Here is a 22,154-nt window from a genome sequence, read left to right on the forward strand (position 1 = left end):
CGAATCCTACCACCGGCGTTGGTGCTTAAGTAGGGGCGACGCGGCCTTCAGGGCCGCGCGGTGTGGTCGTGGGGCAGTAGCGCGGTGTCCACCGCCAGGTCCAGGGGGATCGAGGCCAGAGTGGCCACCGGGCAGACCAGCGACATCCAGCAGAACAGGGTCAAGGGTGCGTAGCCGCTATTCAGCCCATCGGTCAGCAACTGCCAGTCGGCCTGGGTGCCCTTGTAGTAGTCGGCGTCGACCAGGTGGGCGCTGTCGCCGCGGGCGATGAAGCTGCCGCAGCCGCCGAGCAGGAGGGGGAGCAGCAGGACACAGGTACGAGGAAGGCGCATGCCGGTTCCTTGTGGCAATGAGGGGGCGCCATGCTAGCAGCAGACGCCCCCTCACCCAGGGCGGCATGGGGTCGCGGCCTTCAGCGGCCCCGGCTCAGCTCCGCCAGGCGCGTCGCCGACTGCTGCATGGCCTGGCCGAGGGCGTCCAGGTCCACCGCGTCGCGGGCGTTTTCCTCGCTCACCGAGTGGATGCGCACCGCCAGTTCGTTGATCTCCTGGGTCACGTGGCTCTGCTCCTGGGCGGCCACGGCTATCTGCTGGGCGCGCTGGGAGATGTCGTCGAAGCTCTGCACTGTGGTCGACAGCGCGGTGGCCGCGCCTTCGGCTTCCTCCACCGCATGGCGGGTGCGTGCCTCGCCCGCCTGCATGGCCTGCACCGCCTGGCGCGAGGCCTGCTGCAGGCTGGCGATCATGGTGCTGATCTCGTTGGCCGAACTCTGCGTCTTGGCCGCCAGGGAGCGCACTTCGTCGGCGACCACGGCGAAACCCCGGCCCTGTTCGCCGGCACGGGCGGCCTCGATGGCGGCGTTGAGGGCCAGCAGGTTGGTCTGCTCGGAGATGGCCTTGATCACATCGAGCACGGCACCCACTTGCTGGCTGTCTTGCTCCAGGCGCGCGATCACTGCGGCGGCAGCGGCCATTTCGCTGGAGAGCGCCTGGATGGAGCGGCTGTTGGAGCTGACCTTCTGCTGGCCTTCGCTGACCACGCCCTGGGAGCGTTGGGCGGTGTCGGCGCAGTCGTTGGTGTTCTGCGCCACCTCGTTGGCACTGGAGGACATCTCGGTGATGGCCGCCGCCAACTGGGTGTTTTCCTGGCGTTGCTGTTCGGCGCGGTGGAGCAGGGCGCCACTGAGGCGGCCGAGGCTGGCGGCCTCTTCCTGCAGGCGGCGGGATTCGTCGGCGATCACCTGGAGCATGCCCTGCAGGCGCCCGGCGTACTGGTTGACTGAGCGGCGCAGGCCGCCGATCTCGTCATCACGGAGGATGGTCAGCGCGCCGCCGTGGCCCTGGCCGCTGCCGAGGGCGTCGATCTGCGCGGTGGTTTCGCCGAGCTGCTCCAGCACCTTGCGCCCGGCCAGCCAGACGAAGAACAGCAGCAGGCCCAGCAGCGGCAGGAGGAACAGCAGCAGCTCGTAGGTGAGCGCGCGCGCCAGGCCGGTGACCCGCGCCTGCGGCGTGACCAGGCCGATGGTCCAGTGGGTTTGCGGCATCACGAAGAGGTTGGCCTGGCTGGCTTCGCCCAGCAGGGCGTCGTCGTCCAGCGCCACGCTGGCGGTGCCGCTGGAACCGAGCTTGCGCCGTGCCTCCGCCAGCGGCTGCAGCCAGGCTTCACGGGCGGCGAGGTCGTCGAACTTCTGCATGCTGGCTTCGGCGCCGCTGCCCGGCAGGGGGAAGAACAGGATGTTGCCGGCCTGGTCGAGGGCGAAGGCATAGCCGCCGGTGACCTTGCCCTGGTCCTTGAGGAAGGCGGCCAGGTCGTCGAGGCGCAGGTCGATGGTGCTGACCCCGGCGAAGCGCGCCTGCAGCTCGTAGGGCACGCTGCAGGTGACCATGGGCACCTTGCTGACCGGGTCCTGGTAGGCCTCGGACCAGGTGCAGACATTGCCGCTGGCGCTGCGCGCGCCGGTGTACCAGGCGTCGTTGTGGTAACCGGGGCCCTCGGGCTTGTTGTAGTCGTCGGAGTATTCCAGCGCACCGCTGGCACCGCGTGCCCAGAAGAAGCTGCGGCGGTCGACGCCTTCGGCGAAGGCGCCCGGCTCCGGCCAGATGCCGCCGCCGGCGATGGCCGCATCGCCGCCGTTGTCGATCAGGTTGGGGTAGTTGTCGCGGTATTGCGCCTCTTCCCGGGGCAGCACCTCGGCGAGGTGCGCCATGCTCACCGCCAGGCCCTCGATGCCGGCGAGCTTGAGGCCGAGCTGGCGGACGATGGCGCTGCCGGTCTGCTCGATCAGGGCGTTACTTTCCGCCACCACCCGGGGCTGGCCACGGAACACCATGATGGCGAACACGGCGAGGGCGGTGAGCAGCAGGAGGAAGATCGCGCCCAGGGTCAGGCGGCTGGAAATGCGGTCAGGCAGCAGAGACATTCGGTACTCCTCGATTCCCGAGCTGAAGGGCGGCGCACGGCAGAGGCGCGGCAGGCACTTCATATGCAATAGCAGTGCCCGGGCCATTGCGCCTCTGAAAGGCGTGTCGGCAGATGTCGGGGTTCCTGCAGTGGTTTCGGAGGAGTGGTCGTTTCTGGGGGGGCGTTCAGGGAATGATCGAGCGTGTCGGGGGCATCGCGGTGATGGGTTTCGTTTCGCTCGCGGAACGCCGCCCGACCCATCCTACGAAGAGCACCAAGCCGCGCGGACTGGGCACCCGTAGGATGGGTAGAGCCCCGCGAAACCCATCGTTGTGCCGCTGGGAGCCAGAAAGAACCAGGCCCGCATTGCGCGGGCCTGGTCGGGGTCAGTAGTCGTAGCCGAGGTTCGGCGCCAGCCAGCGTTCGCTCACGGCCTGGTCCTGGCCCTTGCGCTTGCTGTAGCTCTCCACCTGGTCGCGCTCGATCTTGCCGACGGCGAAGTACTGCGCCTCAGGGTGGGCGAAGTACCAGCCGCTGACGGCCGCCGCCGGGAACATGGCGAAGTGCTCGGTGAGGAACACGCCGCTGACGCCGGGCGCGTCGAAGCTGGCGCTCGGGTCCAGCAGGTTGAACAGGGTGGCCTTCTCGGTGTGGTCCGGGCAGGCCGGGTAGCCGGGCGCCGGGCGGATGCCGTTGTACTGCTCCTTGATCAGTGCCTCGTTGTCCAGGTGCTCGTCGGCGGCGTAGCCCCAGTGTTCCTTGCGCACGCGCTCGTGCAGCCATTCGGCGCAGGCCTCGGCCAGGCGGTCGGCCAGGGCCTTGACCATGATCGAGTTGTAGTCGTCGCCCTTGGCCTCATAGGCCTTGGCCACTTCCTCGGCGCCGATGCCGGCGGTGGTGATGAAGCCGCCGACGTAGTCGACCACGCCGCTTTCCTTGGGCGCGACGAAGTCGGCCAGGCACAGGTTGGGCTTGCTGTCGGGCTTGATGGTCTGCTGGCGCAGGTGGTGCAGGGTGGCCAGCGGCTTGCCCTGGTCGTCACGCACTTCGATGTCGTCGTGGTTGACCTGGTTGGCCGGCCAGAAACCGAATACGGCGCGGGCCTTGATCAGCTTCTCGTCGATGAGCTTCTTCAGCATGGCCTGGGCGTCGGCGAACAGCGCGGTGGCGGCTTCGCCCACCACTTCGTCGGTGAGGATGCGCGGGTATTTGCCGGCCAGGTCCCAGGAGATGAAGAAGGGCGTCCAGTCGATGTACTCGGCCAGCACCGCGAGGTCGATGTCTTCCAGCACGCGCACGCCGGTGAAGCTCGGCTTGGGCGCGCGGTAGCCGGCCCAGTCGAAGGCCGGCTTGTTGGCCAGGGCGTCGGCGTAGGCCAGGCGCTCGGTGCGGGCGGCGCGGTTGGCGGTGCGCTCGCGGACTTCGACGTAGTCGGCGCGGGTGCGCTCGACGAAGCCGCTCTTGAGTTCCTTGGACAGCAGCTGGGTGGCGACGCCCACGGCGCGCGAGGCGTCGGTGACGTAGACCACGGCGTCGTTGCTGTACTGCGGGTCGATCTTCACCGCGGTGTGGGCCTTGGAGGTGGTGGCGCCGCCGATCATCAGCGGCAGCTCGAAGCCCTGGCGCTGCATTTCTCGGGCGACGTGGACCATCTCGTCCAGCGAGGGGGTGATCAGGCCGGAGAGGCCGATGATGTCGCACTTCTCGGCAATGGCGGTCTGCAGGATCTTCTCCGCCGGCACCATCACGCCGAGGTCGACGATGTCGTAGCCGTTGCAGCCGAGCACCACGCCGACGATGTTCTTGCCGATGTCGTGAACGTCGCCTTTGACGGTGGCCATGAGGATCTTGCCCTTGGCTTCCGGCTTGTCGCCCTTTTCCTCTTCGATGAAGGGGATCAGGTGGGCCACGGCCTGCTTCATCACCCGGGCGGATTTCACCACCTGGGGCAGGAACATCTTGCCTGAGCCGAACAGGTCACCGACCACGTTCATGCCGGACATCAGCGGGCCTTCGATCACCTCGATGGGGCGCGCGCACTGCTGGCGGCATTCCTCGGTGTCTTCGACGATGAAGGCGGTGATGCCCTTGACCAGCGCGTGTTCCAGGCGCTTGTCCACGGGCAGCGAGCGCCACTCCTCGTTCTCCACTTCCTTGACCGCACCGTCGCCCCGGTATTTGTCGGCGATGGCCAGCAGGGCTTCGGTGGCGTTGGCGCTGCGGTTGAGCACCACGTCTTCCACGGCGTCGCGCAGCTCTTTCGGGATCTCGTCGTAGATCTCCAACTGGCCGGCGTTGACGATGCCCATGGTGAGGCCGTTCTGGATGGCGTAGTAGAGGAACACCGAGTGGATCGCCTCGCGCACCGGGTTGTTGCCACGGAAGGAGAACGACACGTTGGATACGCCGCCCGAGCTCAGCGCATGGGGCAGGTTGTCACGGATGTAGGCGCAGGCGTTGATGAAGTCGACCGCGTAGTTGTTGTGTTCCTCGATGCCGGTGGCGACGGCGAAGATGTTCGGGTCGAAGATGATGTCTTCCGGCGGGAAGCCCACTTCATTGACCAGGATGTCGTAGCTGCGCTGGCAGATCTCTTCCTTGCGCGCCTGGGTGTCGGCCTGGCCGACTTCGTCGAAGGCCATCACCACCACGGCGGCGCCGTAGCGCTTGCACAGCTTGGCGTGGTGCTTGAACTGCTCGACGCCTTCCTTCATCGAGATGGAGTTGACGATGCCCTTGCCCTGAATGCACTTCAGGCCGGCCTCGATCACCTCCCACTTGGAGGAGTCGATCATGATCGGCACGCGGGAGATGTCCGGCTCGCCGGCGATGAGGTTGAGGAAACGCACCATCGCCGCCTTGGAGTCGAGCATGCCCTCGTCCATGTTGATGTCGATGACCTGGGCGCCGGCTTCTACCTGCTGCAGGGCGACTTCCAGGGCTTCGGTGTAGTTCTCCTCGCGGATCAGCCGGGCGAACTTGGCGGAGCCGGTGATGTTGGTGCGCTCGCCGACGTTCACGAACAGCGAACTGCGGTCGATGGTGAAGGGCTCCAGGCCCGACAGGCGGCAGGCCTTGGGGATTTCCGGGATCACGCGCGGCGGGTGCTTGGCCACGGCCTTGGCGATGGCCTCGATGTGCCCCGGGGTGGTGCCGCAGCAGCCGCCGATGATGTTGAGGAAGCCACTGGCAGCGAATTCCTCGACCACCACGGCCATTTCCGCCGGGGTCTCGTCGTACTCGCCGAAGGCGTTGGGCAGGCCGGCGTTGGGGTGCGCGGAGACATGGGTGCCGGCCTTGCCCGCCAGTTCGGCGAGGTAGGGGCGCAGTTCCTTGGCACCGAGGGCGCAGTTCAGGCCCACGGAGATCGGCTTGGCGTGGCTCACCGAGTTCCAGAAGGCTTCGGTGGTCTGGCCCGATAGGGTGCGGCCGGAGGCGTCGGTGATGGTGCCGGAGATCATGATCGGCAGCTCGACGCCCAGCTCCTCGAACACGCCCTGCACGGCGAAGATCGCCGCCTTGGCGTTGAGGGTGTCGAAGATGGTTTCGATGAGGATGAGGTCGGCGCCGCCTTCCATCAGGCCCTTGGTGGCCTCGGTGTAGTTCTCCACCAGCTCGTCGAAGGTGACGTTGCGGTAGCCCGGGTCGTTGACGTCGGGGGAGATGGAGCAGGTGCGGCTGGTCGGGCCGAGGACGCCGGCGACGAAGCGCGGGCGGTCCGGGGTTTCCAGGGTCTTGGCGTCGGCCACTTCACGGGCCAGGCGCGCGCCCTCGACGTTCAGCTCGTACACCAGGGATTCCATGCCGTAGTCGGCCTGGGACACCTGGGTGGCGTTGAAGGTGTTGGTCTCGAGGATGTCGGCACCGGCGTCGAGGTAGGCCTTCTCGATGGCCTGGATCACGTCCGGGCGCGACAGCAGCAGCAGGTCGTTGTTGCCCTTGACGTCGCTCGGCCAGTCGGCGAAGCGCGCGCCGCGGTAATCCTCCTCCTGCAACTTGTAGCTCTGGATCATGGTGCCCATGCCGCCATCGAGGATCAGGATGCGTTCCTTGAGGGCCTGGTGGAGGGCGTGCAGGCGAGCGCTGCGATCGTTGAGCGGGCTGGACATGGAGGACCTGACTAGCTGGGCGGAAAAAGGGTGCGAAGCATAGCAAAGATGAGGGGGATCGACCGCCCACCGGCTGGCGCATGAAAATGGCTCATGTTGGTTGCGGCGAAAGGTCGCGACGGCCCGGGCGGGCCCGGTGCGCGGGGATGCAGGCGTCGCGGGGGAGAGCGGGGAGGGCGGCCGTGGATGAGGGCGGGTCATCCACGGCGCGGGGGGATCAGCCGCGGCAGCTGGCCGTGGCGTAGACGAAGTACTTCACCAGGTCGCGGTCGGTGCGGTTCCACACCTCGCCGACCGAGCGCAGGCCCTGGCTCTGGCCGACCGAGCCGGCGATGCTGCCGCACCAGACGCGGGGGTACTTGCCACGGTACAGGGTGCCGCCGATGACCACGGCGACGTGGCCGTTGTTGCGCGCCGGGTTGTGGTCGCTGCCCTTGATGCCGGCGATCACGAAGTAACCCTGGGAGGCCTTCTGCGCGGCTTCGTCACCGCTGGCCAGTTCCTTCCAGCCGGTGGCCTGGGGCAGGCCGCCCATGATGGAGTCGGCGGTGCCGGCGGGGATCGGTACGCCGAGGGTGGCGGCCACCGATTGGAGGAAGCCGGAGCAGTTCTTCTTGTTCTGGGTACCGGCGATATAGCTCTGGTCCCAGGCCGCGGTGGCGGCGTTGACGATGCAGGTGTCGAGGCTCATTGACTCATCCCTATCAGGGTTTGCAGAAAGGCTGTACGGGTTGCTTTGCGTGGGTCTTGCAGCCGCCGGTGTCGTCGCAGTCGTCGCCCAGCACCAGCTCCTCGCCCTCGATGGAGGCGTGCTTGCCGGTGATGTCCTGGCGGTGCAGCACCTTGCAGGTGGCGGTGTCGTAGGCCACCAGCTCGCCGTTGGAGCCGCTGAACTCGTAGGTCACCAGGCGCTTCTCGTCGCGGCTGAGGAACAGCGGGTCGCGGGCCCAGATGCCGCCATCCTCGATGTTGCAGCTCTTGCCGCTGGCCTTGTCCAGCAGCACCACCGGCGGCTCGGGGAAGGAGTCGGGTTCGGCTATGTCCGGGTTCTCGTTGACGAAGCGCACCTGCAGGTGCTGGCCGTCGCCGACGAAGGTGGTGGGCGCCTCGGGGCTCGCCACCAGTTTCAGCGGCGCGAAGCCGCAATCGGACGCCTGGGCACAGGCGCTGAGGGTCAGGGCGGCAAGGGCGCCGGCGAGGGGTTTCATGGTCAGGATCTCCTGTGGCATGGCTGGGGCCGACCGGGTGGCGTTCGGCTGCAGTTCAGGAGGGGGAGCGCCGGACGGCGGCCCCGAGAACGGTCCCTGTAGCTGCGCCGACATCATCCCTGGCGGTCTGGCGTGGCGGCAGGATACGCCGGCGGCCCTGTGCAAGGGATGACGGCGTTCACGTCTGCAGCGCTCGGCAGGCCGTGGCGGACGGGCGGTGGGGCGGCAAGCTCCCTGGATTGTCGATCTGGGTCACGAAAGCCGGCTGCTGCCCTTCACAGGCAGGCGCGGCTGTTGCAGATTGATGCTGGCACCTCGCTAGTGCAGCAGGGCAGGGCCCGCGAAGAGGCGAAAGACAGGCCGCCCGAATACCCCACACCGCACGCAAGACTGAACACACACAAGGAAGCAGTTCGATGGAACAGGCGAAGAAAGTGATGGAAATGGCCGGCTACTGGGCCGGTCATGCAGTACAGGGCGTCGCCACCGGCGAGATGCTGATCCCCATCGTCGGCTACCTGGGCACGGACCAGCAGACCAGCATGGAGCGGCTGTTCATGGACAGCTCGGTGGAAGCCATGCAGCAGGGCGATGCGCGCATCACCAACCTGGCCGCAGACAAGCTGGGCGCCGTGTTCATCCGCGACGGCCTGGTCACCCTGCCCACCGGCAAGACCGACTGCCTGATCGTCGACATCCGCTTCGCTTCGGACAAGCAGCGTCATTTCCAGTGGCTGCTGCCCTACCGCAACGCCGGTCACGAAGCCGGCTTCGCCGTGCACAAGCCGAAGGCCTCGGCTGGCGCGGGCTTCTCCAACGATGAACTCCAGGAGCTGGCCGCCGCCTTCTTCGACGGCCTGGAGAACAACGAGGAAGCCCTGGAAGTGTGGAACAGCAACTTCGTCGATCAGGCTGGCGAAAGCTCCGGCTTCCACGGCCAGGAGAACACCAATTTCACCGCCGAGGAGTTCCAGGCCCTGCGCCGCGCGCCCTTCATGGTGTTCCTGCTGGTGGCCGCCGCCGACGGCAAGCTCGACAACAAGGAGGCCCAGGCCTTCGTCAAGCAACTGGGGGATTCGGCCAAGGAAGGCGGCGAGCTGTACTCGCGCATCATCACCAACGTCATCACCGATGTGCCGCAGCTGCTGACCGAACTGCTGACCACGCCGTTCAACCACGCCCAGGAACTGCTGCGCATCCGCCTGATCGTCGAGACCAAGGTGGCGCCGGAGGAGGCGCAGGCGTTCAAGCAGGCGCTGCTGGGCCTGGGCAAGACGGTGGCCTCGGCGTCCGGCGGCTTCCTCGGCTTCGGCAGCAAGATCAGCAAGGAAGAAAAGGCCACCCTGGAGCGCATCGCCGCCGGCCTGGGCCTGACCTACAGCTGAGCCGCTGCGGCAGGCTGGGCGATGGCGCTGCGCCGTGAGGGCGCAGCCCATCGCTACCACCTTGGCTACCGGTTCGCTGCAGCGCAGCGCGGATGCCGTTAGAATCGGCCGGTCCGTTCGCCAAGGAAAACGCTTCATGCCGTATCGCGCGTTGTTCGCCGCCGCCTTCCTGTTCCTGGGCGCTGCGGCGCAGGCCGAGGATATTTCCTATAGCCGCGACATCCAGCCGATCTTCACCGAGAAGTGCGTGGCCTGCCACGCCTGCTACGACTCGCCGTGCCAGCTCAACCTGGGCAGCGCCGAGGGCGCCACGCGCGGGGCGACCAAGAAGCCGGTCTACGACGGCACCCGCACCCAGGCTCAACCCACCACCCGGCTGTATTTCGATGCCCGTGGCGAAGCGGCCTGGCGGCAGAAGGACTTCTATTCCGTCCTGCACGGCCAGGCCTCCCAGGCTGCCCTGATGGCCCGCATGCTGGAGCTCGGCCACAGCACGCCGCTCGCCCCCAATGCCAAGCTGCCGGCGGACCTGGACATCAGCATCAACCGCGAGAACCAGTGCCCGGCGCCGGGGGAGTTCGACGACTACGCGAAGAAGTTCGCCCACGCCGGCATGCCCTTCGCCGTGACCGGGCTGGGCGACCAGCAGTACCAGACCCTGCAGCGCTGGCTGGCGGCCGGCGCACCGGTTGAAGAGGTCGCGCCGACGCCCACGCCCGACGAGGCACGCCAGGTGGCCGAGTGGGAGACCCTGCTCAACGCCCGGGGCGCCCGCGAGGTGCTGGTGGGGCGCTGGTTGTTCGAGCACCTTTTCCTCGCCCACCTGTATTTCGATGGCGGCAAGAGCGGGCATTTCTTCCAGCTGGTGCGTTCACGTACGCCCAGCGGCAAGCCCATCGACCCCATCGCCACGCGTCGCCCCAACGACGACCCGGGCACCGACTTCTACTACCGCCTGTGGCCCATCCAGGGCGTGATCGTGCACAAGACGCACATCACCTACCCGCTGGACGACGCCAAGCTGGCGCGGGTCAATGAGCTGTTCTTCGGCAGCGACTGGAGCACCGACAAGGTGCCGGGCTATGGCGCCCAGCGCCGGGCCAACCCCTTCGAGACCTTCGAGGCCATCCCGGCCCAGGCGCGCTACCAGTTCATGCTGGATAACGCCGAGTACTTCGTGCGCACCTTCATCCGCGGGCCGGTGTGCCGCGGGCAGATCGCCACGGACGTGATCCGCGATAACTTCTGGGCGCTGTTCCAGGACCCGCAACACGACCTCTACGTCACCGATGCGGCCTACCGGGGTGAAGCGACGCCGCTGCTGGCGATGCCCGGGCAGTTCGACGAGATCGGCGGGCTGCTGAGCCTGTGGCACAGCTACCGCGACAAGCGTAACGCCTACGAGGAACTGCGCCGCGACGCCTATGCCGCCGCGCCGGTACCCACCTGGGCGGATATCTGGACCGGCAACGACAACGCGCTGCTGTCCATCTACCGCCAGTTCGACAGTGCCTTCGTGCGCAAGGGCCTGATCGGCGAGGTGCCGCAGACGATGTGGCTGATGGACTACCCGCTGCTGGAGCGCACCTACTACCAGCTGGTGGTCAACTTCGACGTGTATGGCAACGTCTCCCACCAGGCGCAGACGCGGCTGTACTTCGACCTGATCCGCAACGGCGCCGAGGTCAACTTCCTGCGCCTGATGCCGGCCGAGTCGCGCACGCCGATCCTCGACGACTGGTACCAGAACAGCGGCAAGCTGAAGATGTGGCTGGACTACGAGGACATCGACGACGACACGCCCACCGGGCTGTTCCTCCCGGTGGAGCGCGCCAAGGGCTCCTTCGCCGCGCAGTTGCTCAAGCGCTACGCCGACCTCAATGCGCGGCCGGACCCGATCAACCGCTGCACCACCGGCAACTGCTACCGCCCGGGCATTGACCCGGCGCTGCAACAGGCCGAGCAGGCCCTGAGCCAACTGGTCAGCCGGCCGGCGGCGGGGCTCAAGGTGATCGACCAGTTGCCGGAGGCGACGCTGTTGCGTGTGGAGCTGGCCGACGGGCGTCGTGAGGTCTACAGCGTGTTGCGCAACCGCGCCCACAGCAACGTGGCCTTCATGATGGGTGAGGAGCTGCGCTACCAGCCGGGGCTGGACACCCTGACCATCTACCCCAGCGTGCTCACCAGCTACCCGAACTTCATGTTCAACCTGCGCGCCGAGGAGGTGCCGGAGTTCGTCAGCGCCCTGAGCCAGGTCAAGGACACGGCGGCCTTCGACAAGGTGGTGGAGCGCTGGGGCATCCGCCGCAGCCACCCGCAGTTCTGGCACTACTTCCACGACCTCTCGGCCTACATCCGCGAAACCGAGCCGGTGGAGGCGGGCGTGCTCGATATGAACCGTTATCAGAACCTCTGAGGAGTTGTCGCGAATAATTCCTACTAAAACACTAGGACTTTATCCGTAGGACCTGATTGGCGTACACTGCGCCCCATGTTTGCGAGGAGTTGCCATGAGCGCCATCACCATTACCCAGGCAGCCGAAGATTACCTGGCTGACCTGCTGTCGAAGCAGAACACCAGCGGTATCGGCATCCGTGTCTTCATCACCCAGCCGGGCACCCAGTACGCCGAGACCTGCATCGCCTACTGCAAGCCCGGTGAGCAGAAGCCCGAGGACACCCCGCTGGCCCTGGCTTCCTTCACCGCCTGGATCGACGCCGTCAGCGAGCCCTTCCTCGACGACGCCGTGGTCGACTACGCCACCGACCGCATGGGCGGCCAGCTGACCATCAAGGCGCCGAACGCCAAGGTGCCGATGGTCAATGAAGACAGCCCGCTCAACGAACGCATCAACTACTACCTGCAGACCGAGATCAACCCCGGCCTCGCCAGCCACGGTGGCCAGGTGAGTCTGGTGGACGTGGTCGAGGAAGGCATCGCCGTGCTGCAGTTCGGCGGCGGCTGCCAGGGCTGCGGCCAGGTCGACCTGACCCTCAAGGACGGTGTCGAGCGCACCTTGCTCGAGCGCATCCCCGAGCTGAAGGGCGTGCGTGACGTCACCGACCACAGCAACCGCGAAAACGCCTACTACTGAGGCGTGCAGCGGCAAGAAGAAAGGCAGCCTCCGGGCTGCCTTTTTTATTGGCGCGCGATTCCCCCGTAGGATGGCGTAGAGCGCAGCGAAACCCATGCTGTCCGGTGTTCGGGGATACACCGAACCGATGGGATTCGCGGAGCTCTTCCCATCCTACGATCCGGGTGAAGCCCGACGTCTTTCGTGCGGGTTCTCGCGGGTTTCACCCGCCCTACCTTTGCCGCTGGGTAGGCACCGTAGGATGGCGTAGAGCGCAGCGAAACCCATGCTGTCCGGTGTTCGTGGATGCACCGAATCGATGGGATTCGCGTAGCTCTTCCCATCCTACGATCCGGGTGCAACCCGACGTCTTCCGTGCAGGATTCTCGCGGGTTTCACCCGTCCTACCTTTGCCGCGCGCTATGCACCGTAGGATGGCGTAGAGCGCAGCGAAACCCATGCTGTCCGATGTTCATGGGAGATACCGAATCGATGAGATTCGCGGAGCTCTTCCCATCCTACGATCGGTGCGGGTAGAGCTTCGCGAGCAGAACTCGCGCCTACGGGGCGTGCCGCGATGTGGGGCGGTGATCAGGGTGTCGCTTCGGCCTGGGCGGCCTTGCCGCGGCGTACCGAGAACAGCGCCAGCAGGACGATCGCCACCAGCGGCAGCATGCCGAGGTTCACTGCACCCCAGCCGAGACCGGTGATCAACGCGCCGGAGGCGAAGGAGGCGCAGGCGGCCACCAGGCTGTTGCACAGCTCCATCAGCGCCTGGGCCTGGCCGCGTTCGTCGGCGTTGTGCCCTTCCGCCAGCAGGGTGGTGCCGGCCACCAGCATCAGGTTCCAGCCCAGCCCCAGCAGGAACGAACTCACCAGGAAATACCCCATGCCCAGCCCGGCCAGGGCGATGCCGGCGCTCAGGAGCAACAGCACCGCGCCCACCAGGGCCACGCGGCGGCTGCCGAACCTGTCCACCAGCGGGCCAGCGGCGAAGGCGGGGAGGAACATGCCGAGCATGTGCCAGCGGATCACCTCGGAACCGGCCTCCAGGGGCAGGCCGCAGAAGGTCATGGCCAGGGGCGTGGCATTCATCACCAGAATCATCAAGCCGTGGCCAATGGCGGTGGTGGCGATGGCGGCGCGCACCAGCGGCCGTTGCAGCAGGGCGCGGGTGGCGGCCCAGCCGGCCTTGGGCGGGCGTGGCGCCTGGCCTTCGCGCAGCAGGCGCAGCAGCACCAGGGCGATCAGCGCGAGGCCGGCGATGGCCAGGTAGGCACCGACGAAGGGCGTTTCCAGGGCGTTGCGTGACCAGAGCGCCAGGCTCGGCGCCAGCAAGGCCGCACAAACCCCGCCGCCCACGACATAGGCGGTGGCGCGGCCCTTGTGCTGTTCGTCCACGGCCTCCTGGGCGGCGAAGCGGTAATACATGGCCGAGGCCTGGTAGGCGCCGATGGGCAGGGCGCCCAGGCACAGCAGGGTGAAGTGGCCGAGCCAGACGCCCAGGGCGCTGAGCAGGCCGCCCAGTACGCCAGCGGCGGCACCGAGCATCAGCCCGGGGCGGCGGCCATGGCGCTGCATGAACAGCGATAGCGGCTGCACCGCCAGCAGGTTGCCCAGTACCAGCAGCGCCAGTGGCAGGGTGGCCAGGGCGTTGAGCGGCGCCAGTTGCAGCCCCACCAGCGAGGTGAGGGTGATGCCGATCATCGAACAGCTCCAGTACAGGGCCTGGCCAGCGAACAGCAGGCGGATGCTCGGGTTGCGCAGCAGCATGGGGACCTCGGTGGCTTACCAGTACTTGGGGTAGCGGGCCTCGCGGCTCGCGTTGTTGTAGATCAGCGCCACCAGCACCAGCAGCAGGGCGCCGCTGAGGGTGGGGTAGAGCAGGAAATCCCAGCCCGGCTGCAGGAGGAAGACGATCACCGGGTTGGAGCCGGCCGGCGGGTGCACGGTGCGGGTCAGCATCATCAGGGCGATGGCGCTGCCCACCGCCAGGGCCACGGCCCACCAGTGCGGGCCGCAGAAGTGCAGGAAGGCCAGGCCGGTGAAGGTGCTCAGCAGGTGGCCGAAGACTACGTTGCGCGGCTGCGAGAAGGGCACGTCGGGGAAGCCGAACACCAGCACGCAGGAGGCGCCGAAGGAGCCCAGCAGCAGGCTCAGGGTCAGCGCGTCGCCCAGGCCGGCGATGCTGGCGATGGCCAGGACGCCGCCGAGCCAGGCGATGAACACCTGGCGCGTGGCGGGGCGTGGGGGCAGGGCGATGGCGTCGCCACGGAATTTCTTCACCAGTTCGAGCATGGTCGTCTTCCGGTTCAGGCGCGCTTGGCGCAGCCAGCGGGGTTGTGGATGCGTTGGCTCGATGGCGGGTTGGCGGCGAGCTTGGCGGCGGGGCGGATGGGGCGCCCGACCAGCTTGCCGGCGCAGTTGGGGCAGTGGCCGGCGAGGTGGGTTTCGACGCAATCGCGGCAGAAGGTGCACTCGAAGGAGCAGATCATCGCCTCGGCGGAATCGGGTGGCAGGTCCTTGTCGCAGCATTCGCAGTTGGGGCGCAGTTCGAGCATGGCGGTTTCCTCAGGCTTGGGTGGGGCGTCCGAAGCGTTCCGCGTATTCCTGCGGGCTGATGGACAGGTGTTTGTGAAAGGTGCGGCGCAGGTTTTCCGGGTGGCCGAAGCCGGTGAGGCGGGCCACGGTGGCGATCGAGGCCTGGGCGTCCTGCAGCAGCGCGCGGGCCGCCTCCAGGCGTACCCGTTCGATGTACTTGCCGGGGCCCATGCCCAACTCCTGGACGAAGACCCGGGACAGGCTGCGCGGCGCCATGCTGGCCTGGCTGGCCAGGGCCTCCAGCGACAGGTCGCCGCCGAGGTTGCCGGGTATCCATTCCAGCAGGGCGGCGAGGCGTGGGGTGCGGCTGGGCTCGCAGTTGAGCAGGGCGCTGAACTGCGCCTGGCCGCCGGGGCGACGCAGGAACAGCACCAGCCGGCGCGCCACCGCCAGCGCCATGGTGCGGCCGAGGTCGGCCTCCACCAGCGCCAGGGCCAGATCGATGCCGGCGGTGACCCCGGCGGAAGTGAACACATGAGGGTCGCCATCGCGGCCGGCGGGGTCGTAGGTGTGCAGGCGGTCGCCCTGCACGTCGATATCGCAATAGCCGCCCAGGGCGGGCACGTCGGACCAGTGTGTCGTGGCGCTGCGCCCGGCGAGCAGGCCGGCGGCGGCGAGGATCAGGGCACCGGAGCAGATGGAGCCGAGCCGGCGCACCCGGGGCTCGGCGTCACGCAGCCAGGCCAGCAGCGGTGGGTTGCGGCACATGCGCTCGACGCCCATGCCGCCCGCCACCAGCAGGGTGTCGAGGGAGGCCGGGTCGACCTCGTGATAGGCGGCCTCGGCGACCAGGGCGAAGCCGGCTGAGGTCTTCACCGCGCCGGCTTCGGTGCCGATCAGGCGGATGCCGTAGGCGTCGGGCAGGCCCTGGCGCTGGCGCTCGACGTTGGCCGAGGCGAACACCTGCAGCGGGCCGGTCACGTCCAGGCTCATCACGTCGTCGAATGCCAGGCAGGCGATGGTGCGCAAGGGGGCCATGGCGGGGCTCCATCAGGTTGATGGTGCCAGTCTGCGTCCTGCCGGGTTTGGCGACAATGACAATAACCCCACAGATATTGCCAAATCGCTGGCCAGGCGCTCAGCCCGCCGGGGCGACGTGCAGCGCCTGGAGGAAATGCATCAGCGAGGCTTCCTCGGCACTCAGGCCCTTGCGCTTGCGGGCCTTCTTCAGGCCCTGCAGTTCACCGGCGAGGAAGGCCTCGATGATGGCGGGGTGGACGTAGCACTTGCGGCAGATGGCCGGGGTGTTGCCCAGCTCGCTGGACACCTGGCGGATGACCTCCACCAGGTGCTTCTTCGCCGTGGCTTCGTCCTGCCAGCGGTGCTTGCGCAGGTGTTCCAGGGCCAGGGCGCTGCCGGCCCAGGTGCGGTAGTCCTTGGCGGTGAAGTCTTCGCCGGCGTGGCTGCGCAGGTAGTCGTTGATGTCGTGGGAGCTGACGGTGCGGCGCTCGGCGCCCTCATCCAGGTACTGGAACAGGTGCTGGCCGGGCAGCTCCAGGCAGCGGCGGAGAATGCGCGCCAGGCGCGGGCTGCTGAGCCGGACGCTGTGCTCGATGCCGCTCTTGCCCTTGAATTCGAATCGGATGTTGTTGCCCTTCACGGCGACATGGCGGGTGCGCAGGGTGGTGAGACCGAAGGATTTGTTGTCCCGCGCGTAGCGGCTGTTGCCGATGCGGATCAGGGTGCGGTCGAGCAGGGCGACCACGGCGGCCATGACCTTGTCGCGGCCCAGCCCCGCTTCGCCCAGGTGCAGGTCGATGCGCCTGCGCAGGGCCGGCAGGGCCTGGCCGAAGCGCAGCAGACGCTCGTACTTGGCGGCGTCGCGTATCTCGATCCACAGCGGGTGGTAGCGGTACTGCTTGCGCTTGCGGGCATCGCGGGCGGTGGCCTGGATGTGGCCCTGTGGGTCGGCGCAGATCCACACCTGCTGGTAGGCGGGCGGGATGGCGAGCTTGTTGATGCGCTGGATCTCCAGCTCGTCGCGTATCGGTTTGCCGGCCAGGTCGATGTAGACGAACTTGCCGCGGCTCAGGCGCCGGGCGAAGCCGGGCATGCTGTCCTCGACGTAGCGCAGTTGCGGCGGCAGCGCCGGCGGGGTGGCGGCGGTCATGGCTGCAACGCCACGGGTGAGGATTGGTGGCGGCGGCTCAGGGCCAGTGAGCCGCCGGGGTGTTTGCAGCGTGGGCAGTGGCAGTCTTCACCGGCCGCCAGGCGCTGGGTGTGGCCGCAGTGGTTGCAGGCGTAGAGGCCGTCTTCCGGCGCGCGTTTCACGTTCTGGCGCAACGGGCAGGGCAGCACCGAGAGGCCGGCGCGCACCTCGTTTTCGTCGAAGAAGTACAGGCTGACGTCGCCGTTCACTTCGAGTATGGCCAGGCGCACCTGGCCCAGGTGCTCGACGCTCTGGCGGCGCAGCTCCATGAAGAACTCGTCGCTGGAGATGTTCTTGCGGGCCAGCGCCTCGGTGTCGTACAGGCCGTCGCGGATGATCACCACCGGCTCGCCCTCCAGCCAGGCGCCGAAGCGACGGTTGCGCTCCATCGCGTAGGTGGTGACGCGGTAGAGCACCAGCAGGGTGATGAAGACCACGAGGATCGGCAGCAGCGGCACGTCTTCATAGAAGGAGACGTCGCCGGCGGCAGAGCCGAGGGTGAGGATGACCAGCACCTCGAACAGGGAGATCTGCCGTACGCCGCGGCGCCCGGAAATCTTCAGGAAGGCGAAGACCACGACGAAGGCGAAGAGGGCGCGTAGCGCGACTTCCGCGAGGAAGCTCAGGGGGAACTCATCGATGAGGATGCGGTGCCAGTCGAATGGGCTCATGGCCTGTGTGCTCCTTGCGCGGGCGAGCGAGGCTAGCGCGGGCGGGTTGCCGCGTGTGCTCGGGCTGCAAGGTTATGGACAGCGAAGGCGGGGGAATTTCTTCAGTGAAAAGCGAGGCGGCGTTGCGATAACGCCAGGGCGGGCAGCCGGGAAGCTGCCCGCCGCGCAGTGGGCACAGCGCTGGGAGGTATTACTCGGGCATCTCCCAGGGGGCGAGGCTGTAACCTTGGCGGCTCAGCTCCTCGCGGGACTGCTTGAGGATGCTGGCCAGTTGTTCGGGGTCGGAATAGGTGCTGCTGGCGATTTTCGAGCGGCCCAGCAGGCGGGTGCTGGTGCGGTCGATGACGCTGAGGCTCAGCTCGCCGTTGCCATCCTGTGGGGCCCAGGCCACGCACTGGAAGGGTTGGAAGGCGCGGCCGGCGATGATCAGGGCTTCGTTGAAGCGCAGTGTTGCATTCATGGGGTGGGTCTCTCCGTATTGTGCCCATTGAGGTGACGGACCCGGTCGGCTCGACCGTTTGTGTGCCGTCGTGGATATGGATGGCGAAACCTGACCCGGAAGTCACAGGCCGTCGTGAATAAATAACTATTTGTCGCAGCAATGAATGGATTGGTGATAACGGTCTCGAAAAACCGTCATTTCCGTGCGTTGCCAGGCGTGCCTCGGGTATACAGGTGCGCCATGGGCCGGCCGCTCGCGCCGGTGCCTGCCATGCACCTGAACCACCGGGGTAGATGCAGTGCCTATTCGCCTTGACCGATCCTTCACCCGCTGCGCCGGGCTCGTGCTCTGCCTGCTGTTGGCGGCCTGTTCCAGCCAGCCTTCCACATCGCCCAGGCTGCGTGCCCTGCCCGAAGCGGTGGAGCTGAGCAACGTGCCCTTCTTCGCCCAGCATGCCTACCAGAGCGCGCCGGCCAGCCTGGCTGCGCTGTTCACCCTGCAGGGCGAGACGGTGACGCCGGGCATGGTGGAAAGGGAGCTGCGCCTGCCCGAACGGGAAGAGGCACTGCAACAGAACCTAGCGGGCGTGGTGAATCGCCATGGGTTGCTGCTGTACCCGCTGGGCAATCAACTGGAAGACCTGCTGGTGCAGGTGGCGGCGGGCAATCCCGTGCTGGTGCACCTGCGCCAGGGCTACGGTTGGCTGCCGTCCTGGCGCTACGCGCTGGTGGTGGGCTACGACCGCAACAAGCAGGTACTGCTCCTGCGTGCCGGTGGCATACGCCGTCTGCCGATGAGCTTCTCGGAGTTCGAATCGGGTTGGGAAAGCGCTGGCCACTGGGCCGCGTTGCTGCAGGCGCCGAACCAGCTGCCCGCCGAGGCGGACAGGTCGCGTTGGACCCAGGCCGTCGATGCGCTGGCCGGTGCCGGGCAGGCCGATGCGGCGAATATCGCCAGGAAGCAGCTGCACTGAGTTCTCTGGCGGTGCCGCAGCCCCAATGAAAAACGGCGCCCGAGGGCGCCGTTTTCATATCGCGGGATCAGATCCCCAACTTGTCGCGCAGGCTGTAGTACCAGGCGCCGATGGCGCTGAACGGTACCTGGAACAGGCGGCCACCCGGGAAGGGGTAGTGGGGCAGGCTGGCGAAGGCGTCGAAACGCTCCGCCTGGCCGCGCAGTGCTTCGGCCAGTACCTTGCCCGCCAGGTGGGTGTAGGTGACGCCGTGGCCGCTGCAGCCCTGGGAGTAATAGATGTTGTCGCCGATACGGCCGACCTGGGGCAGGCGCGAGAGGGTCAGCAGGAAGTTGCCGGTCCAGGCGTAGTCGATCTTCACGTTCTTCAGCTGCGGGAAGGTCTTGAGCATCTTCGGGCGGATGATCGCCTCGATGTTCGCCGGGTCACGGGCGCCATAGACCACGCCGCCGCCATAGATCAGGCGGTTATCGCCGGTGAGGCGGTAGTAGTCCAGCAGGTAGTTGCAGTCTTCGACGCAGTAGTCCTGGGGCAGCAGGCTCTTGGCCATTTCTTCCGACAGCGGCTCGGTGGTGATCACCTGGGTGCCGCACGGCATGGACTTGGACGCCAGCTCGGGCAGCAGGTTGCCCAGGTAGGCGTTACCCGCCACGACCACGAACTTGGCCTTCACGCGGCCCTTGGGCGTGTGCACGACCGGGTTGGCGCCGCGCTCCACACGAATGGCCGGGGATTGCTCATGGATGATGCCGCCGAGGGATTCCACCGCCGCTGCCTCGCCCAGGGCCAGGTTCAGAGGGTGGATATGGCCGCCACTCATGTCGAGCATGCCGCCTATATAGTTCTCGGTCGACACGACCTCGCGGATGCGCTTGGCGTCCAGCAGCTCCAGCTGGGTGTGGCCGTAGCGTTCCCACAGCTTCTTCTGCGACTCCAGGTGGCCCATCTGCTTGGGCGTGATGGCGGCGAACACACCGCCGTCCTTCAGATCGCACTGGATGTTGTACTTGGCGATGCGCTCGCGAATGATGCGGCCGCCTTCGAACGCCATCTGGCCGAGCAGTTGCGCCTGCTTCGGGTCGACGGTGCGCTCGATCACGTCAATGTCGCGGCTGTAGCTGTTGACGATCTGCCCGCCGTTACGGCCGGACGCGCCGAAACCGACCTTGGCCGCTTCGACGATGGTGACCTTGAAGCCGTTTTCCAGGAGGAAGAGGGCGGTGGACAGCCCGGTGTAACCGGCGCCGATGATGCAGATGTCGGTCTCGGTCTCGCCGACCAGCTCCGGCCGCTGCGGTACCGGGTTGGCCGATGCTGCGTAATAGGATTGGGGGTAGGGAGTGTGCGTCATCTTGAATCTCTGTTTTTTATTTTTTACGGATGGCGTGATGCTACCCGAGTTGAAAATAGCCGGCTAGGGGCTGTGCAAGATATTTAACGCGGCGTTGAACAACAAAAACTTCACTTTTTCAGGCAGTTAGCGAAAAAAGTTGTTGACGTCGAAACGCATGGCTGTAGAATGCGCACCCATCGAAGGCACATAGCTCAGTTGGTTAGAGCACCACCTTGACATGGTGGGGGTCGTTGGTTCGAGTCCAATTGTGCCTACCAATTCGAAGCTGCATCACTGCAGCGCATGAAGGGCGATCCGAAAGGGTCGCCCTTTTTTGTTTTCCGATTTTCCTTCAAAGGGCTTCCGGGCCCTCCTCATGGTTCAGGCTTTCAAGCCTGCCTGTGCCCGCTGGTGCTCGATCTCCTTCTCCGTGCGCCCCTCAAATGGATGGTGGCCATCTCCTCCTCCAGGAAGCTCTGGATTCTCCCAGGGAGCGCAGCTCACAATCTGGGCTTCAGGTCGCTCGATTCTGTTCACGGAGGATCACCATGAAATACGCAATGGGAATGCTGTGCGCGTTGGTTGCCGGTGCCGCCAGCGCCGAGCAGGTGCTGGTGCGGGCTGATAAGGGGCATCAGTGTGTGGGCGATGCGTTCTCGCTGGGCGATGTGCCTGACGTGCTTTTCCTCGAGAGAGCGTGCGAGCTGCCTGTTTCGCGTGCTGCCGAGAGGCATGCTTATGTTTCCCACAGCGAAGGCGCCGAGGTCAGGGGCTGCTGGCGCACGCTCTCCGATGGCAACTACTCGGTCATCGATGAGGCTGGCGGCCAGCAGCTTTTGAACATGGATGCCTATGCAGAGGCTGAAACCACGTCGTCATCGAGCGCCAGGATCGTCCGTGCGCCGGCCGGCGCTTGCCCTTGATCGCACGGTTGGCGCCTTGTTGCATTCGCTTTACCTATCCAGGGAGGGGATTAAATGCGTATCCATCTTTGTGGTGTTCTTGTGGTGGCGATGATGCCCATGACCGCATCTGCGCAGGATCTGGTCGGCGGTGGGCTGAAGGTTGCCTCGGTTGAGTGGGTCGATGACTCCAAGGCGGTGATCAGGCTCGGCAATGGAAAGGGCGGGGTCGAATCCTTGTGGGTCGACTGTCTGGCGGCTGAGTGGGGCTATGAGGGTGTCGAGGCGGGGGCTTTGGTGGAGCGGGATCAGAAGTCCCAGGCGATTGCCTATCGTGCCTGTCGGGGTCTGCCCAACAAGGCCTCGTTGCTTCAGGCGCCCGGGACCTGGCGGGCGGCGGACCCGCTCAAGTGAGCCGGTGTCGGTCGTTTCTCTAAGTAGGGATATTGAGAGGCCTGGGCTTCTGGTAGTGCGCCTTGCTTGACTCAACTGGCCGTGCGTTTTAGTTTTCCGGCTTCTTTATATGGCTGCCGCTGAGGGAAGCTGCCGGCTTCTCGTGAGGAAACGAATGCGCAAAGCTCTCGCCGTACTTCTCCTGATCTCGCCTGCTGTTTTCGCTGAATCAGCTACCCCTCACCATGATTGCAAGCGGCCGGATGTGCCGGCGCAGTTCAGGGATGAGGCGCATCGCGACCAGTTCGCCCGTGATGTCGACAGCTACAACAAGTGCATCACGGCCTTTGTGACCGAGCGGAACGAGGCGGTGCGCAAGCATCGCGAGGCGGCGCTCAAGGCGACCGAGGAATGGAATGCCTTCGCCAACTCGATGAAGTGAGTGTTGCGCGTATCGATGAGCCCGGCCTTGCGCCGGGCTTTTTGTTTCTGTCGTTTGGGCTCGCCGGGTCGC

Annotated in this window: 20 protein-coding genes, 1 tRNA gene and 1 pseudogene; 8 read left to right on the top strand and 14 right to left on the bottom strand. The window is 66.5% G+C overall.

Features of this window, described 5'->3' with window-relative positions; all coding sequences use genetic code 11:
- Positions 1-47 precede the first annotated feature (47 nt).
- From OEJ36_RS06445 to OEJ36_RS06465, 6 genes and pseudogenes are all read right to left on the bottom strand, one after another.
- Positions 48-332: a YceK/YidQ family lipoprotein gene (locus OEJ36_RS06445; RefSeq protein WP_263400809.1), complete on the bottom strand. Its 285-nt coding sequence runs from the start codon at positions 330-332 to the stop codon at positions 48-50.
- An 80-nt stretch (positions 333-412) separates the two neighbouring features.
- Positions 413-1,693, bottom strand: coding sequence for a methyl-accepting chemotaxis protein (locus OEJ36_RS30570; RefSeq protein WP_411860975.1), 1,281 nt, complete (start codon positions 1,691-1,693; stop codon positions 413-415).
- Between the two features lie 120 nt (positions 1,694-1,813).
- Positions 1,814-2,506: pseudogene (locus OEJ36_RS30575) on the bottom strand (cache domain-containing protein); the annotation flags it as partial.
- Between the two features lie 280 nt (positions 2,507-2,786).
- Positions 2,787-6,509, bottom strand: coding sequence for a methionine synthase (metH, locus tag OEJ36_RS06455; protein ID WP_263400811.1), 3,723 nt, complete (start codon positions 6,507-6,509; stop codon positions 2,787-2,789).
- A gap of 217 nt (positions 6,510-6,726) precedes the next feature.
- Positions 6,727-7,200, bottom strand: a complete 474-nt coding sequence (locus OEJ36_RS06460) for a hypothetical protein (RefSeq protein WP_263400812.1) — start codon at positions 7,198-7,200, stop codon at positions 6,727-6,729.
- A gap of 13 nt (positions 7,201-7,213) precedes the next feature.
- Positions 7,214-7,717, bottom strand: coding sequence for a hypothetical protein (locus OEJ36_RS06465; RefSeq protein WP_263400813.1), 504 nt, complete (start codon positions 7,715-7,717; stop codon positions 7,214-7,216).
- Between the two features lie 416 nt (positions 7,718-8,133).
- On the opposite strand from OEJ36_RS06465, the gene OEJ36_RS06470 reads away from it, so the two are divergent.
- From OEJ36_RS06470 to nfuA, 3 genes are all read left to right on the top strand, one after another.
- Complete coding sequence (locus OEJ36_RS06470) at positions 8,134-9,102, top strand: hypothetical protein (RefSeq protein ID WP_263400814.1); 969 nt, start codon at positions 8,134-8,136, stop codon at positions 9,100-9,102.
- A 136-nt stretch (positions 9,103-9,238) separates the two neighbouring features.
- Positions 9,239-11,518, top strand: a complete 2,280-nt coding sequence (locus OEJ36_RS06475; RefSeq protein WP_263400815.1) for a fatty acid cis/trans isomerase — start codon at positions 9,239-9,241, stop codon at positions 11,516-11,518.
- Positions 11,519-11,612: 94 nt separating this feature from the next.
- On the top strand, positions 11,613-12,197 hold the full coding sequence (nfuA, locus tag OEJ36_RS06480; RefSeq protein WP_021216800.1) for a Fe-S biogenesis protein NfuA: 585 nt from the start codon (positions 11,613-11,615) through the stop codon (positions 12,195-12,197).
- Positions 12,198-12,767: 570 nt separating this feature from the next.
- Here nfuA and OEJ36_RS06485 read toward each other — a convergent pair.
- From OEJ36_RS06485 to OEJ36_RS06515, 7 genes are all read right to left on the bottom strand, one after another.
- Positions 12,768-13,949 (bottom strand): MFS transporter, encoded by a 1,182-nt coding sequence (locus OEJ36_RS06485; RefSeq protein WP_263400816.1) that lies wholly within the window; start codon positions 13,947-13,949, stop codon positions 12,768-12,770.
- Positions 13,950-13,964: 15 nt separating this feature from the next.
- The gene (locus OEJ36_RS06490) at positions 13,965-14,474 is read right to left on the bottom strand and encodes an HPP family protein (protein WP_263400817.1); all 510 of its coding nucleotides are present in this window, start codon (positions 14,472-14,474) and stop codon (positions 13,965-13,967) included.
- A 14-nt stretch (positions 14,475-14,488) separates the two neighbouring features.
- The gene (locus tag OEJ36_RS06495) at positions 14,489-14,737 is read right to left on the bottom strand and encodes a DUF1272 domain-containing protein (protein ID WP_021217999.1); all 249 of its coding nucleotides are present in this window, start codon (positions 14,735-14,737) and stop codon (positions 14,489-14,491) included.
- 10 nt (positions 14,738-14,747) lie between these two features.
- A complete protein-coding gene (locus OEJ36_RS06500; RefSeq protein WP_263400818.1) occupies positions 14,748-15,755 on the bottom strand; it encodes a GlxA family transcriptional regulator in 1,008 nt (335 codons plus the stop codon).
- A 100-nt stretch (positions 15,756-15,855) separates the two neighbouring features.
- Entirely contained in the window at positions 15,856-16,887 is a 1,032-nt protein-coding gene (locus OEJ36_RS06505; protein ID WP_263400819.1) for a DNA topoisomerase IB, read from the bottom strand.
- Positions 16,884-17,597, bottom strand: coding sequence for a DUF421 domain-containing protein (locus tag OEJ36_RS06510; RefSeq protein WP_263400820.1), 714 nt, complete (start codon positions 17,595-17,597; stop codon positions 16,884-16,886). Before OEJ36_RS06510 ends, OEJ36_RS06505 begins: the two co-directional genes overlap by 4 nt.
- Positions 17,598-17,787: 190 nt before the next feature.
- Positions 17,788-18,057: a hypothetical protein gene (locus tag OEJ36_RS06515; RefSeq protein ID WP_021218003.1), complete on the bottom strand. Its 270-nt coding sequence runs from the start codon at positions 18,055-18,057 to the stop codon at positions 17,788-17,790.
- A 280-nt stretch (positions 18,058-18,337) separates the two neighbouring features.
- Between OEJ36_RS06515 and OEJ36_RS06520 the strand changes: the two genes are divergently transcribed.
- The gene (locus OEJ36_RS06520; RefSeq protein ID WP_263400821.1) at positions 18,338-19,012 is read left to right on the top strand and encodes a PA2778 family cysteine peptidase; all 675 of its coding nucleotides are present in this window, start codon (positions 18,338-18,340) and stop codon (positions 19,010-19,012) included.
- A gap of 67 nt (positions 19,013-19,079) precedes the next feature.
- Here OEJ36_RS06520 and OEJ36_RS06525 read toward each other — a convergent pair whose 3' ends face one another.
- On the bottom strand, positions 19,080-20,363 hold the full coding sequence (locus tag OEJ36_RS06525; RefSeq protein ID WP_043246916.1) for an NAD(P)/FAD-dependent oxidoreductase: 1,284 nt from the start codon (positions 20,361-20,363) through the stop codon (positions 19,080-19,082).
- Between the two features lie 183 nt (positions 20,364-20,546).
- On the opposite strand from OEJ36_RS06525, the gene OEJ36_RS06530 reads away from it, so the two are divergent.
- The 4 genes from OEJ36_RS06530 to OEJ36_RS06545 all read left to right on the top strand — a co-directional run bounded on the left by OEJ36_RS06530 (position 20,547) and on the right by OEJ36_RS06545 (position 22,082).
- Positions 20,547-20,623: transfer RNA gene (locus tag OEJ36_RS06530), tRNA-Val, on the top strand.
- A 270-nt stretch (positions 20,624-20,893) separates the two neighbouring features.
- Entirely contained in the window at positions 20,894-21,268 is a 375-nt protein-coding gene (locus OEJ36_RS06535) for a hypothetical protein (RefSeq protein WP_263400822.1), read from the top strand.
- A 54-nt stretch (positions 21,269-21,322) separates the two neighbouring features.
- Complete coding sequence (locus tag OEJ36_RS06540) at positions 21,323-21,661, top strand: hypothetical protein (RefSeq protein ID WP_263400823.1); 339 nt, start codon at positions 21,323-21,325, stop codon at positions 21,659-21,661.
- Positions 21,662-21,815: 154 nt separating this feature from the next.
- Positions 21,816-22,082 (top strand): hypothetical protein, encoded by a 267-nt coding sequence (locus OEJ36_RS06545; protein WP_263400824.1) that lies wholly within the window; start codon positions 21,816-21,818, stop codon positions 22,080-22,082.
- Positions 22,083-22,154: the final 72 nt, after the last annotated feature.

This window comes from Pseudomonas sp. PDM13, from assembly GCF_025685765.1.
In the GTDB taxonomy this organism is placed as follows: domain Bacteria; phylum Pseudomonadota; class Gammaproteobacteria; order Pseudomonadales; family Pseudomonadaceae; genus Metapseudomonas; species Metapseudomonas solani.